At 49.9% G+C, this 15104-nt stretch carries 10 protein-coding genes; 2 read left to right on the forward strand and 8 right to left on the reverse strand.

Translation table 11 applies throughout. The features are described 5' to 3' along the window. Positions 1-29: 29 nt before the first annotated feature. Genes MUB35_RS04290 through MUB35_RS04305 form a run of 4 tightly spaced genes read right to left on the reverse strand, consistent with a single transcriptional unit; the run spans position 30 to position 6510 of the window. Positions 30-3161, reverse strand: a complete 3132-nt coding sequence (locus tag MUB35_RS04290) for a hypothetical protein (protein ID WP_103730938.1) — start codon at positions 3159-3161, stop codon at positions 30-32. Positions 3162-3172: 11 nt separating this feature from the next. Further along, entirely contained in the window at positions 3173-4591 is a 1419-nt protein-coding gene (locus MUB35_RS04295; protein WP_033141239.1) for an L-fucose/L-arabinose isomerase family protein, read from the reverse strand. Beyond that, positions 4578-5474 (reverse strand): D-psicose 3-epimerase, encoded by an 897-nt coding sequence (locus MUB35_RS04300; protein ID WP_103730937.1) that lies wholly within the window; start codon positions 5472-5474, stop codon positions 4578-4580. The genes MUB35_RS04295 and MUB35_RS04300 overlap by 14 nt, the downstream gene beginning before the upstream one ends. Positions 5475-5490: 16 nt before the next feature. After that, entirely contained in the window at positions 5491-6510 is a 1020-nt protein-coding gene (locus MUB35_RS04305; RefSeq protein WP_103730936.1) for a Gfo/Idh/MocA family oxidoreductase, read from the reverse strand. 155 nt (positions 6511-6665) lie between these two features. On the opposite strand from MUB35_RS04305, the gene MUB35_RS04310 reads away from it, so the two are divergent. Both MUB35_RS04310 and MUB35_RS04315 read left to right on the forward strand, forming a co-directional pair. Next, positions 6666-8255: a response regulator transcription factor gene (locus tag MUB35_RS04310; RefSeq protein WP_244805815.1), complete on the forward strand. Its 1590-nt coding sequence runs from the start codon at positions 6666-6668 to the stop codon at positions 8253-8255. Between the two features lie 14 nt (positions 8256-8269). After that, complete coding sequence (locus MUB35_RS04315) at positions 8270-10117, forward strand: cache domain-containing sensor histidine kinase (RefSeq protein WP_103730934.1); 1848 nt, start codon at positions 8270-8272, stop codon at positions 10115-10117. A 90-nt stretch (positions 10118-10207) separates the two neighbouring features. Here the strand turns inward: MUB35_RS04315 and MUB35_RS04320 are convergent, their stop codons facing one another. From MUB35_RS04320 to MUB35_RS04335, 4 genes are all read right to left on the reverse strand, one after another. After that, a complete protein-coding gene (locus MUB35_RS04320) occupies positions 10208-11968 on the reverse strand; it encodes a hypothetical protein (RefSeq protein WP_033141244.1) in 1761 nt (586 codons plus the stop codon). A gap of 37 nt (positions 11969-12005) precedes the next feature. Continuing rightward, on the reverse strand, positions 12006-12878 hold the full coding sequence (locus MUB35_RS04325; RefSeq protein ID WP_033141245.1) for a carbohydrate ABC transporter permease: 873 nt from the start codon (positions 12876-12878) through the stop codon (positions 12006-12008). A gap of 9 nt (positions 12879-12887) precedes the next feature. Next, entirely contained in the window at positions 12888-13805 is a 918-nt protein-coding gene (locus MUB35_RS04330) for an ABC transporter permease subunit (RefSeq protein ID WP_033141246.1), read from the reverse strand. 310 nt (positions 13806-14115) lie between these two features. Continuing rightward, entirely contained in the window at positions 14116-15012 is an 897-nt protein-coding gene (locus tag MUB35_RS04335; RefSeq protein ID WP_103730933.1) for a hypothetical protein, read from the reverse strand. Positions 15013-15104 lie beyond the last annotated feature (92 nt).

Here is a 15104-nt window from a genome sequence, read left to right on the forward strand (position 1 = left end):
ATGTCATCCTTTCCCGCATTTTGGTTCCTTCAATATATTAGTTCAGGGGTCACAAGGATTCCCAGCTCCTTCAGCATATACTCATCGCTCCAGCGGTCATTTTTCGTCCTCCAGGAACAGGAGGCGAACCAGGAATAATTCCTGTCGCAGTTGTGGAGCTGCCCAAAGGTGTGGTAACGGTTTCCGAATGCTGTGATCTCCAGCAGATGCTCCCCTGCCTCCAGATCACCCAAATCCACCTCATAGGGGGCAAAGGCAATACTTCCCGTACGTTTCCCATCGACTGCAGCACCCAGAAGCGGTCCGCTGAAATACTGGGCTCTCAGGCGCATATGGCCTCCGGGAGCTGTAAACTTGCATCGGTATGTAAGGTTCCCTCCGTAAAAGGGCATGCCTTGGCGGGTCAGATCACCGAATACCACCTTTTCGGGCGCCGGGATGATCCGTTTTTCTTTTCCGAATACTTCCACCCCGAAATCCCCCAGCAGATAGCAGCTTTCCACATTGGCCTTTTCCCCGTAGGGCATCCTCAGCTCTATGGTGTTGCTTCCCCGGCGAAGCGGCGGTATCTTCACCACCTCTATGGATTCATCGGTAAACCATCCGGAAGATTCTTCTTCCACCAGGCTGCCGTTCACATAGATCTCTGTTTTGTCCCGGCTCTCAAGGGCAAGGCTTGCCCATGTATCGGTAAGGGAATCTACGGCAAACCGGAGAGAGAGTACATTGGGAAATCCCTTTTCATCCTTCACGGTCCAGGGCTGCGCTCCTGCCTCCTCTTTGGGCGGATAGCCAAAACGTCTGCGGCAGATATTGTCAAGTTTCAGAATATCCTCCTCCGGCTGCCATGGTTCCCGGTCGATCCTGTATTCTGCTTTGTCAAGAAGCAGCACATTCGGCTCCTCTCTCATCACCTCGAAAGGCTGAGTCAGCCGGATCCTGCTGGACGGTTCCCTTATCTCCGCCGCGTTTCCGCTGCCCTGCTGCCGCTCTGCAGCCGGAGCCAGCCGGATCAGCAGGCTGTCATGCACGCCCAGTCTCCATTCCGCTCTGGTCTGTCCGTTTCTGTGTGTACACTGCAGTTTTTCTGTCTCTCCTGTCATGGCATCATAAACCGTCAGGTCATATTCCCCCTGTATCCGCAGGTGTATGTTCTCCACATAAGGGTAATCCTCACAGTCCACCATGCTCCAGAAGGTATCCCGCACTTTCTCATATCCATGTGCCAGGAACAGCCATCTGCCGTCCTCATCCTGCCTCATCTGATATACCAGGTTGTCCGCTCGTCCGCCGCTGTCCAGAAGCACATCCACATCGCGCCATGGCTCCAGACATTTGAGAACCGCCCCTTTTTCAAAGGTCAGCACCTCACACTTTCCGGCAAACTCCCTTACCTTTTCGGAGAATACGCCGTCCATGCAGACGGGCGCTTCCCCCAGGATCACCACTTTGCCTCCGCTGCCGGCAAAAGCCAGAAGGCGGTCCACCGTGCTCTCCCGCAGCGTGATACAGCCCGGAACCAGGATCACCTGATAACGCATTTCCCCCATACAGAAGCCCTGGCTGTCAAATGCGCCGTTCGTCTCTTCCGCCAGAAGCGCTTCACTGATATAATCAAAATCCATCTGACCGAAGGTGAGCCATCCGCACAGATCTCTGTACTGGTTTTCCAAGGCTTCCTGCTTCTCGTAGGTCTGGTCATAAGGTCCGAAAGTCATCCAGAAGGATTCCACGGGATGTATGACACCGACTTTTACCTGCGGCCTCCCGCTTGTCAGAGCCGCATTGACCCGTCCGAAATAATTTTCGATCAGGGGGTATTCCTTATACCAGGGTGACTGATAGTTTATGGATGCCGGATAATCCCTCTTGGCCTCCCCCTCCATGGAGAGCCAGCTCACATGGTGCACTCTCACGGCAATGCCCAGGGCTGCCTGCCAGTCTCCCGACATTTTGTGTCCCCGGAAATCAAAATCCCAGTTTGTCACCCCGTATGTCTCACTCAGAGCACCGAAACGCCCGAACTGCCGTGAAACACTCTGGGCCATTTTTGCGGTGGGATAATCCCGCTGGTCTGACAGCACATCGTGGCCCGGCAGATGAAAATGCCGCAGGGACCTCATAGTCTCCCCTGTGAACACGGTCTGGGAGCGGAGTGTCTCCTCCCCCTTCATGTGTCCTGTCAGCGCCAGGTTGTGATTTTCGCACCAACTTCCCACATTTGCCGCGTACGCTTCCACAAAACGGTCTGTCAGATGGTTGATATACTGATATCGGAAGGTGGCCGCCGTCTCTTTTCCCTTTTCCCATATAACCTCGGGCAGATGTTCAAGGAGCGAAGCCCTGTATGCAGTCTGAAAGCTCTCATCAAAATCATCGGTGAAGGGCAGGCGGACAGGCTTTTTCTCCTCCGCAAAATTCAGGTTTTCCATCTCCGCAAACTGCGGCTCGTCTGTAAATATGGCAGGGATGCTCTTTCCAAAGTCAGCCCCTACTTTCTCATAATACCGCTCATGGGTGATGTGGATAAAACGGTCAAGAGCAGGCTTATCCAGGGTATTGACATAGGTCTGGTTGTTCCACCAGGAAGATTTCTCATCAACTGTCAGGTAGGCGTACCATATAGTTTCCCCGTCCCCGCACCGGATACTCTCCTCCTGCTCTGCCACATATCCCTCCAGATATCCCATGGTGAGCCGCACCCTGTATGCCATGACAAAGTATCCTTTAGGTTCCTCCCCCTGACGGCACTTTCTCTGGAATGTCTCCCTGTCCTTCTCGTATCCGTCCTGCCTGCATGGCGTAAACAGAAGATACCGCTCTCTGTACTGGATATCCTTTGTCACATAGCCGCCGCCGAATCCCGATGCGTACCTGTCCTCATCATAGAGCCAGCAGAGCATGTCCTTCTGCTTTGCCGTCTCATTGCAGTCTGACACCATGTCCATGAACTCGTCACCCAGATATTCCGTATTCATACCTGTACGGCAGTGCATATGAAAACCGCCCATTCCCATTTCTTTAAAATATCCAATCTGTTTCCTCAGATTTTCCTTTTTCAGGGTACAATTCCACGCCCAGAACGGCGTCCCCCTGAACCGGGCCGGAGGATTCCTGAAATCCTCCTCCCGCATCTTCTCAGGTCTGTGCTCTAAATACACGGCGCCACCTCCTATTGTAATATCTGTACATCCATGTTAAGCAGCCTGGCTGTCAGCTTCAGAGCCTCCGTACAGTCCCCGTACACACCGTGGATATGGTTACAGGGGAACTTCTCCAGGAATTCATCCGCGGTCACCTGAAGCCTTGTGAAGGCTACCGGCCAGGCCGGGGTGGTGGTGTTTCCCATGGCAGTCATCTTTTCCTTGTCAAATTCCACGATCTCGGCAGGTACAATAGTCATCACGTATTTTCCGTTCTTCCTGGCAAGCCTTGCAAGAGTCACCCTGCCTGCACGGGCAAAATGATGTACGCTGGCGCCGCCTGCGGGATAATAATGCGTCTCCGGGCAGAAGGTCACGTGCTTTAAGTTCTCCGCCGGGTCCATGGATGCACCTGCAAAGTATGTGGCATGGGTGCCTGAGTTGGAGAAGAACCACACGTCATTCTCCTTGTCATAGTGGCGCACATCCGCGAAAAGAACCGGTTTCCCTGTGAGCAGCTTGAATAACTGCATAGTCAGAGCGCCGTCCATATCCGACTCCGTGGCAGCCACGATGGGTTCCTTGGGCCCGTCAAAATCATACGGGTCATTTAAGAATGCCTCCGCGATATCCATGGTGATATAGCGGTCTGTCAGGTCCCCGTGCGCTTTGATGCCCACAAAATCCAGGCCTCTGTCCGCAATGATCTTCCGCAGTCCGTAGTAGGAGCGGATCTGCAGCTTCAGCTTCTCAGGCGTCAGGCCGATGCCGTCATACGCAATGCTTCCCACATTGGCTTCCAGCCACGCAAAGGCATGCTCCACCTTTTCCTCCGCCACGGTCTCTCCTGCCCGGATGATGTCATCCTGCTCCACATTCTCCACATCGATCCCGAATTCTTTCTGCCACTGCTCCAGATTCGCCACGGCTGTGTACATGCCCAGGGGACGTCCGCCGAAGTTGCCGAACGTCATTCCCTTCAGTCTCTTGACAGCAGCCGCTGCCTTCAGGAAATCCACCATTTTTCCCAGAACCTCCGGCTCATTAATAGAACCCCACAGCTTCTGGAATTTTACATTTAACTGTTCCAGGGTTCCCGCTGCCGCCATCATTCCCACCATACCGCACTCAGAGGGATGGAGGTTGCAGAACAGCAGATAAGGGCCCGGGGCAAAATTCAGAGCCACTGCGGTAAACTGCGGATAACACCAGATCGTATAATTGAAGATCGTCGCCTCCACACCTGCCCTCTGCAGCTTCTTGGCCTCTCTTTTTGCCTCCTCATTGCTGTGCACAGGCACATCCCCTGCTGTCACCTCGAAAAGGCCTGTGGATTCCAGAGCCTCCTTGATCTCTCTCTGGTAATCCATATTTAACTGCGCGTATTCCTCATGCAGATATTCCCTGCCGTCTGACATGGTCAAAAGACCTACTTTAATTTTTTCCATCCTGATCTCCTCCTGATCTTAATTTTTCTCTGATAAATGTCAATGCCTCTTCTGCCATCTCATCCATCTGTACCTCGGAAGCATTTCCGCTCTGGTCACGGTATATTTTGATATCCTTTCCCACCTGTCCGCCCGGGCGCACAAAGGGTTCCATGACGATTTTCCCCCGGTAATCTATGTCTCTTAACCCCCGGATCAAATCGTCCCAGTCCATATGTCCCCTGCCGGGAACCTTGCGATTGCATTCCCCTATATGGAAATGTCCCAGAAGCTCTCCTGCCGTCTTTATCGCCTCGGAGAAGGAATCCTCCTCAATGTTCATATGGAAGCAGTCAAGGAGCAGCTTTATCTTTGGACTGTCCAGCTCACGGACAAAGTCCACGCCCTCGGCGGCTGTATTGAGCAGATACTGCTCATAACGGTTCACGATTTCCAGGCAGTAATTGATATCATATTCCTCTGCCATATGGGACAGTTCCCGCAGGGAGTCCAGGCTTCTCTCTCTGGCCTTCTGCTTATAGTCATATGTGACCGTACCGCCCGGCCAGCAGGAGTAAATGATACCGCCCAGCGTATCACCGCCCATCTGGCGGATACATTTTAACAGTTCTCCCACATACCGGATTCCCGATGCTCTGACAGATGCGTCCTCACAGGCCAGGTCATACTGAGGGGGAAGGCCGATACAGTAGGTGAGGTCGATCCCCGCATCCTCTGCCCTGGATGCAATCTCCCTTCTCTGCGCTGCTGTCATGTCCGGCAGGCATCCCGCTGCCAGCTCCAGCACATCAAAGCCCAGCTTTTTGGCCTTCTCAATATATCTGCAGTAATCTGCCTCCCATTCCTTCTCCCAGAAGGCAAAATAAATTCCTATCTTGTTCATACCTGCATCCTCCCTGTTATAATGTGATGATCTTGCCGGAGGTGATCGAAAGATTTCCCGCGTTCACTACCTTCACTGCCATCTTGCCGTCATGCCCTGTCACCTTAGGCTCCCTGTCTGTGAGGATACAGTCCACAAAATCCATATCCTCCTCCAGATAGGCATCCTTGAACAGAAACTTCCAGCTGTTGGTAAAAGATTCGTATCTGTGCATATCACTGCGGCACACCGTAATGGGCCTTTCCTGTGTCTTTCCCAGGAAAATGCATCCCCTGGTCCCCAGGATCTCCACCCTGGCATCATAGCCGTACAGAACGCCCTGTGCTCCGTCTATCATACCCTGCATACCGTTTTCAAACCCTGCGGACAGGATGACATTGTCATAGAAATCCGGGAATTCCTCTCTCGCGTCCGGGCAGCGGTAATTGCCGCCCATGGCATAGACCGTCTTGAACTCACTTCCCGTAAACCAGCGCAGGGTGTCAATATCATGGCTGTTCACCTCCGCCAGAGGGCCGTTACTCTTGCTGATGTCATACATCCAGGGCTTCGGTATGCTGGGACCTCTGGTATTGGACCGGACCATGACAACATCGCCGATATCCCCTGCGTCCACAACGCTTCTGGCCTCCATAAAGGCACTGTCGAACCGCCTCATAAAGGCCACCTGGAGCTTCACATGGTATCTGGCAGCGGCCTCCTCCATGATCTCACACTCCTCCACCGTGATCGCCATGGGCTTCTCACAGAGGATATGTTTTCCCGCCCTGGCTGCCTCCACGGCGATCTCACAGTGGTACTTGGTGGGCGTGACGATGATCACCGCGTCAATCTCCTCGTCCTTCAGCAGTTCCCTGTAGTCCTCATATCCTTTCTCTATCTCCAGTTCCTGAAGCGCTGCCTGCACATTTTCCCTGCAGGGGTCCGCCACTGCGGTCAGCGCTGCATTCGGCACAGCGGCCCTGAAATTTCTGGCATGGATCATTCCTGCCCTGCCTGCGCCTATCAAACCTAAACTGACTTTTCCGTTTTTCATTGTATTTACTCCTGTCTTCCTATTTATTTCCTTTGTTTTAACGCTTGTTATTTTCCCGATTCTTGATATACTAAAGATATCACGCAGCCATGCAGGTCTATCCCCGCATGGCTGCCATATCATTTCTGAGAAAAGAAATACGGGGGAATTTACACATGTATAAGGTACTGATCGCTGAGGATGAGATGCTGGTGCGGACCGGCATACGCGCATCCATCGACTGGGAAAAATTCAATATGTATGTAGTGGATGAGGCAGCCGACGGGCAGACTGCCTGGGAGCTTTACCGGAAGCATCAGCCCGATCTGGTGCTCACTGACATTAAAATGCCCTTTATGGACGGCATTGAACTTATCCGCAAAATCCGTGACACCGGGAGCCCCACGGAGATCATCATTCTGTCCTGTCTGGACGACTTTTCCCTGGCAAGGGAGGCGATCCGGCTTGGTGTCAGCGGCTATATCCTGAAACTCACCATGACCACAGAGGAGATGGAGGAGGTTCTGGAAAACGCCTGTCAGACTCTTGATAAAGTCACAAAAACCAAAGGCAGTTCCGTGGCTCCCGTCAATCTCTATGATGTCCTGGAACACAGTCTGCTGAGCCATCTTACATACAATGTCCCTTCCCTGTCCGAGTGCCTGTCCACCCTGAGGGAATATTCTGTCACCATCCATCCCCATGATCTGGTAACCGCACTGATGGTGGTTGACCAGTACGAACAGCTCCAGGACTTATACCAGGACAGCCACGGACAGCTTATACAGTTCTCTCTTTTGAATATCATCAACGAGATCCTGGCAAAAAGCGGTTCCGGACTTGTGGTCCATGTCTCAGGCTCCCGCTATCTGCTTCTCTTCCACAACGAGAAAGAGAAGCGTTCCTTCCATCTGATCTCAGGGGTGCTGAGTGAGATCATGACGGTTTTGAAAAACTATTTTAATGTGACGCCGCATTTTTGTATCAGCGAGATGACACAGGACCTTTCCCGGCTGCGGGTACTGTATCAGCAGTGCCTTCTGCTGGATGAACAGGAGTTCTTTCTCTTTCCCGGCTCAGTGAACCACTATGACAGTTCCTGGAAGACTTCCCTGTGCCAGACACTGCTGACACGGACCAGACATACACTGAACGCCTTTATGGACCCGGGGTTCACCTCCGGTTTCCTTTTACAGCCCCTGGAGGAGCAGTTAAAGAAAGAATTCTCATCCAAAGCCGTGCTGAACATCTTCTACGACAGCTATATCGTCTACCTGCACAACCAGGGTCCCGGTGACGGCGACTCCTATCTGTGGGTGCGCGATTTTCTGCAGGCGCTCTCTGCCTGCAAGAATTATTACGAGATGCTGGAACAGTTTGTGGCACACGCGCAGAAGCTGGAAAAGCTGTCCCGGGAACGTATGTCCTGCAGCCGGGAGATTCTCCAGGCACTGCAGTTCCTGCAGAATAATTACCACCGCCAGATTACCCTGAACGAAGTCTCCGGCCTTGTGGGACTGAGCCCCAATTACTTCAGCAGCATCTTCAAAAAAGAACTGGGGACTTCCTTTTTAGAGTATCTGAACCGTTACCGCATAGAAAAATCCATGAAGCTTCTGCAGAATACTTCCATGAAATCCTATGAGATCGCCTACGCATGCGGCTTTTCCGATGAGGGATATTATGGAAAGACCTTCAAGAAGTTCACCGGCAAGACACCCAATGAATACAAAAAGTCCTGTGTTTTCACCACATCCAATGAGTAAAGGAGTACCTGTCCATGTTCCGACTGCTGAAAGACAAAGCCATCAGCCTGAAGCTGAAATCAAAACTGATCCTGTCCTTTATGCTCACCAGTGTTTTTATCCTTCTGCTGTTTGCCCTGTTTTTTTACCGCTATACATCCACCACGCTTCTGCAGCAGTCAGAAAAAGCCACGCTCAGTTCTCTGTCCCAGCTTGAGGTCAATCTGACCACTGTGCTGAATACGGTCAATACTGTGAGCAGGAATATCCTGGTATCCTCCTACTTCTCAGAGGAAATGAAGCTGGACCAGATCAGCTCCCCGGACGATGTCCAGTTCATCAACGATGTGTACGACTACTTTTCCGAGATGATGACAAGCTACGATTACATACACTCTATTGTCTATTACGGTGACAACGGCCTAATCATCGGTTCCAGCGATAATAAAAATTACTTTAATTTTGACAGCAGCCTGACCGGCTCTTTCTATGAGACCCAACTGAAAAAGGACCTGGAGGAGAAAGGCGGACCGATTGTATGCGGCGGCCTGCGATACAGCGATTTCTTCGGAGGAACGTATTCCTCTAAGATGGACACCCGCTACATCACTCTGGGCAGAAGGCTTCAGACTGCGGGACAGACCTCCGGCTATGTAGTCATCAATATCCGCGAGTCCTACCTCCGTTCCCTGTATCACGATGACAAGAAAAACGTATCAGGAGAAAGCCTGCTGCTGGATGCCCACGACCTTGTCATCTCCGCTGAGAACAAGGAACTGATCGGCACAAAAGCCGTGACCAGTCCGCTGGATACGGACAATACCGTGCATCTTACCCTGTCTCTGGGGGACAATGATCTTCTGAACAAGAACAATCAGATCATCTATTATCCCTATGAGCATTACGGGCTTTCCATTGTCTATGAGATGCCCTTTGAGATCCTGTTCGAGAATATCCATCAGTTAAAGGTCATGATCATCACTCTGCTGGCCGTGTTCCTGGTCCTGGCTCTGATCATCAGCATGTTCTGGATATACGCCATCACCAAACCGCTCAACAGCCTGATTGCTGCCATGAAGACCATGGGAAGCGGGCAGATCGGGGTCAGAATGGAGGCTGCCAAATCCTCGGACTTTAAATTCCTGACAGACCAGTTCAACCAGATGTCCCGGAACATCCAGCATCTGATAGATGAAAATGAGATCATACAGGAGGAACGCCACGAACTGGCAGTACAGAACCTGCAGAACCAGCTCAGCCCTCATTTTCTCTACAATACCCTGAACACGATCAAATGGATGGCTATCGTCAGCAAGGCCACAAATGTGGCTGACTGTGTGACCGCTCTGGGCAATCTGCTGCAGCCTCTGTTCCGAAACACCAAGACCACCTGGCCCCTCAGCGATGAACTGAACTATCTGAAAAACTACCTGCGCATCATGAATTACCGGACAGGAACACCTATTGATTTTACGTCGGAAATCGATCCCTCCATCCTGCCCTGCCTGATGCCGAAATTCATCCTGCAGCCACTGCTGGAGAACGCCATATCCCATCAGAATCCATCCCCGGAGGTAAAGAACACCATCACCCTTACCGGGCACAGGGAGGACAACACAATCTTCCTTGTCCTCACCGACAACGGCCTCGGCATCGATCCGGACAGACTACAGGTTCTTCAGGAACTTCTGGCCTCCAATGAGGACTGCACCAAACCCCTGGACCGGGCCTCCCTGCCCCAGGGTATCGGTATCGGTATCCTGAACACCAACCGCCGCATCAAACTCCAGTACGGCAATGCCTGCGGGCTTACCGTTGCATCTGCTCCGGGACGCGGGACTTCTATCACACTGACTCTTGTAAATGTTACCGAAAGGGTATAAAAAGGCGCCGCCCGTACCGGAGTGTGTCAAAGCACACTCCCGGGCAGCGCCTTCTCCGTACGAGTACGTGTTTATCTTCGGAAGCGTCCTTTATTTATCTGCAAATTCTTTTGCTGTCTTCTGTGCTTCGGACCAGATACCTTCCATCTCTTTCACCACATCCGCATATCCTTTATCCTCCACAGACTGGATAAACGCATCTTTCTTGGCGTCAAAGTCTTTGGGGTCTGACATGATCACATCAGCCACTCCAACCTTCACATACTCATCCACCTGGGCGGACAGATTCTTTGTCTCATCAGAAGGTTCCTTGATCAGGTTTGGTGTCAGGTCCACTTCTGTACTCAGCTTATATTCACCGGATGCAATCTTGGATTCGATCACCTGTCCCGGATACTTGGCATCAGCAACACCGCTGTCTGCAATGAAGATCTCGTCAATCTTGGTGGTGGATTTTTTAACTTCCTCGGCAGCTTTTAACAGACTGGCCGGATATCCGTCAGATAAGATCTGGCTGGAGCTGAGGCCAGAAAGTTTTGTATAGGCAAAGCCTTCACTCTGTGCATAAGTGGCATTTGCAGCCACGCCGTCGCGGTACTCTTTTGTCATCTGCGGAACACCATCCACTACTTCCCAGTGAACCCCCTCAACACCGCTGTTTAAAAGCCTTGCGCCTTCTTCGCTGAACAGATAATCAATCATCTCAATGGCTTTTACCGGGTCTTCACAGTTCTTTGTCAGTGCCAGCGGATAATCCTGTGCCCATCCGAAAGGTTTGTCGCCCTCATAGGCACCGTACATATAATCCAGGCCGGTGGGCACGATCTCAAAGCCCTTTTCCGGGGTTCCGGCTGCCGCGTAAGCGTCATTTGCCGTATTGTACAGCCAGTTTGCATAGGTCACAAAGGTCTGTCCGTTTTTCAGCTTGTCCATATAGTTATCGTATTTCTGTGTGAAGATTTCCGGGTCCAGGATTCCCATGTTGTATGCTTTGTTGTAGAATTCCATGCAGTTCCAGAACGGCTCGGAATAGTAGGTTGCCAGCGGCTCTTTATTTACCATGTCATAGCACATGCCGTAGGACCAGTTTGTAACGCCTGACATAGCCTGATAAGGAATGGTCCACATCCAGAGGCCCCAGTCACTCCATCCTGAGATGGCATAGGTCTTATTGCCGTTTTCTGTCTCCGGTTCTGCATCCTGCATAGCCTTTAAAGCTTCCAGATAGTCATCTGTGCTCTTAATCTCCGGGGAACCGATCTCTTTGTACAGATCATATCTTGTATAGAGGGCAAGATTGGCACCTGAGCGGTCCACCACTTTTGTGTCCGTGGCCTTGTTGATCTGGACAGGAAGATAATACAGTTTCCCGTCATTGCTCAGAAATTCTTTGGAGTATTCAATGGCATCCGCGAATTTCTCTTTGATGTTCGGTGCATGTTCCTCGATCAGATCATCCAGAGCAAGGAGCTGTCCGCTCTGTAAGAGTGCCTGGGCATCCACACCCAGATCCCCGTAATTGCTGTTCACTATGCCCGGAAGGTCACCGCCGGCCAGAAGCACTTTGAACTTCTGGGCGTCACCGTTGATGACATTCAGGCGCACCCCTGTCTTCTCAGCTATAGCGTCTGCGATGGTGGTATTCTGAGGTCCTGTCTCCAGAGCATCTTTATCCCAGAAGGTGATCTCCACCTCACCGCCGCTGCTGCTGTCCTTTCCCTCCTCCTGTTTCTCTGTTTTTTCCCCTGCGTCTTTCTTCGCTTCGTCTTTGCTGCCGCATCCTGCAAGCATGGACACTGCCATGGCTGTGCTCAAAAATAATGCGGTAAGTCTCTTCATTCTTTTTTTCATACTCATTCTCCTTAAACCTGTATTTTTCCTGCTGTACTCATCCCTTCACTGCCCCCATCATGATTCCCTTTACAAAGTGTTTCTGCAGAAATGGATATACACACATAATTGGTACGGTTGCGATCACCGTAATACACATTTTAATCGCCATCGGCGTTATCTTTACAGCGTTTGCAGTGTCGGCCATAGTCTGTGAAGATACATTTGCCACATTCTGGGCCTGGTTGATATAGTTGTAAAGTATCATCTGCATTGTCTGTAAATTTTCATCATTTACCAGAAAGTAATTGTCTGTCCAGTTATTCCACTGCGCTACCGCAGCATAGATGGCAATGGTTGCCACGATTGGCTTGCACAGCGGAAAGATAATGGAGCGGAATATCCTGAAATAACCGGCCCCGTCAATCCTTGCTGATTCCTCCATGGAAATCGGCAGAGACTCCATATACGTTTTTATCAGAATCATATAATATGCAGAAACTGCTGTGGGCAGAATGTAAAGCAGGAAGTTATCCTTCAGCCCGTATGCTCTCATGGTCAGATACCAGGGAATCAGTCCGGCATTGATATACATTGTGATAACAAAAAAGCGGTAAACAAATTTTCTTGCAAACATCTCCTGCTTTGTCACCAGGTACGCCAGAAATGATGTACACACCACGGTAAGCGCAGTCCCTAAAAACGTTCTCGCCACAGAGATTCCAAAAGCTCCCACAATATTATTCAGAGAAAAAAGCGTCTTATACGTCTGGAGGGAAAATCCCTTCGGCAGCAGAACTACCTTTGATGCCAGTTCCGGATTGCTTATGGAATATATGACCACATAGTAGAACGGGTAGATACAGACAATCGTGATCAGGATAAACAACAGGTAGTTGATTGCGTCAAATACTGTAAATTTCTGTTTCATTTCTTCCTCCTATACGATCGACTCGCCCCTGACTTTTTTTGAAAGCTGATTTGCCCCAAACAACATAGCCACACTGAACAGTGTCTTCAGCATACCCAGTACGGTTGAATAAGAATAATCATTGATCAGGATACCTACTTTATACACATAATAATCGAGAACCTCGATCCTGTCCGCAACCAGTGGGTTGAAGAATACAAAATACTGGTCAAATCCGTTATTCAGCAGATTACTGATACTCAGCAGCAGCAGTACAAAAAATGTAGGATACAGACTTGGAATCGTAATATTCCTGATAAGCTGGAACCTGCTTGCACCGTCCACTCTGGCAGCCTCATAGAGTTCCGCGTCGATACCGGCGATGGCTGCTATGTAGATGATTCCATTCCATCCAACGGATTTCCAGATTCCCAGTACCCACTGCATACACCATACCGCGTCGTTTTCTCCCAGAATATTAGTGAAAGCCTTTGTTGACCCCATCATCTTCAGGATATTGGCAATCAGACCCTCATTGGAGAACACGGCAAAGCTCAGCGCAAATACTATGATCCAGCTGATGAAGTAAGGCAGTGTGGTTGTCGTCTGTACAAATTTTTTAAAAAACGGCCTCCGTATCTCATTTAAAAATATTGCAAAAAACATGGGTATCGGTGCCGCAAGCAGTCCCAGACCGCTCATAACCAGCGTATTGCGCAGGACTCTCGACAGATCTCTCCAATCAGTAAAGATTTTCATAAAGTTCTTAAGTCCCACAAACTCCATATCACTAAGCGCCAGTCCCGGCTTATAATCAAAGAAGCCATACATCCAGCCAAATATAGGTACATAAGCAAATGCAAATACAAAGATTATGAAGGGCAGGGCCATGAAAAAAAGCCTGTACTTTGGTTTTATCTTTCCAGCCCTAAATTTTCCCACTTTCATTCCTCCTCTCTTATTTTATACGCTCCGGATTCGTATCTCTTGTTGATGGTTCTATTATATTGTCCGAAGGGGGGTGTCTCAATGGAGAGAATTATGATTTTCCGGAGAAAATTCGTATATAAAAAAAGAGGGGCCGTTAAAACGGAAAATAAATCATTATGAGGATTAGAAATATAGGGGATTTTTATGATTTTTAGGAAATTTATTGATTTATAATATCAGAACTGATCACATGAAAGGTGTTTCCCCTGCAGTGATCACGCAGGGGAAGAAATGGTTTCTTTTATAGAAATGTCTCGGGGGCCATATCTCATGCCTCCTGTATACTCTTGATGATCCTGGCGATTTCTTCCGTGGTTTCCTCCAGTTCTTCCGCAATTACATCTATGGATTTTCCTTTTTCCAGCTTTCTCTTTACTAATTCCTTCAGCTTCTCCTGCTGTCCTTCCTGCTGCCCTTCCTGTCTCCCAGCCGCATAGGCTTCTTCACGCTGTACTTCCACATCCAAATCATAATCGTACTCTGCTATCAGCATATTTACCACCTCACTGCCCTTCTTTTTCAGATATTCGGTCAGTATTCCTGCCTTCATACATTCCTCTACGGCATTTTTGTATGCATCAGAGCTGCCTGTCTGCTGGTGTTTTCTTAGAATCTCTACAAATTCGCTGTACTCCCTCAGTATGCTGCACCTGTCAAGGATCTCATGGCCCTGCTCCGGATTGATATTGATGACCTTCACACAGAGTTCCAGCATGGGGGAATGGGTATCCTCCTTCTGCGCATATGCATCTGAGAGGTACAGCATCTTCTCCTTTGCCCAGGGGTCCTTCCCATTATAAAAGGTATAAAACTCAGGGGTCGGAATCTTTACCGTCTTTTTTCTGTACCGGTCACGCACCGGAACGATCTGTTCTAAGGCCCTGCCTATATACAACAGTTCCCGCAGCGGCATGTTCTCATTGATCGTTGACTGGTGTTCGCCAAACACCATTACCTTATCCTCAATACCAAAGGATACGTCATTGCAGAAATTCATATAAAGCACATCATCCACTCTGATCTTCCGGACTTTCGTCCCCTCCGGAAGGGGGTCCTCATGCAGTGCATTGTAAAGTGAAATCTCATTTTTCTCCGCAGATTCATCCTCGAAAAACAAATCCACAAATACACTGTTCTTGTACTTCTGGTTCTCTTTTGCTGTCATAAATGCCCTCCTTTTACAGGCCATATGGCCAAAGGAAGACTTGCTTCTATATTTTATAGTATAGAAAAAACCTATGGATTATTCAAGACCTT

The organism is Blautia sp. NSJ-175 (assembly GCF_022867815.1).
In the GTDB taxonomy this organism is placed as follows: Bacteria; Bacillota; Clostridia; order Lachnospirales; family Lachnospiraceae; genus Blautia; species Blautia celeris.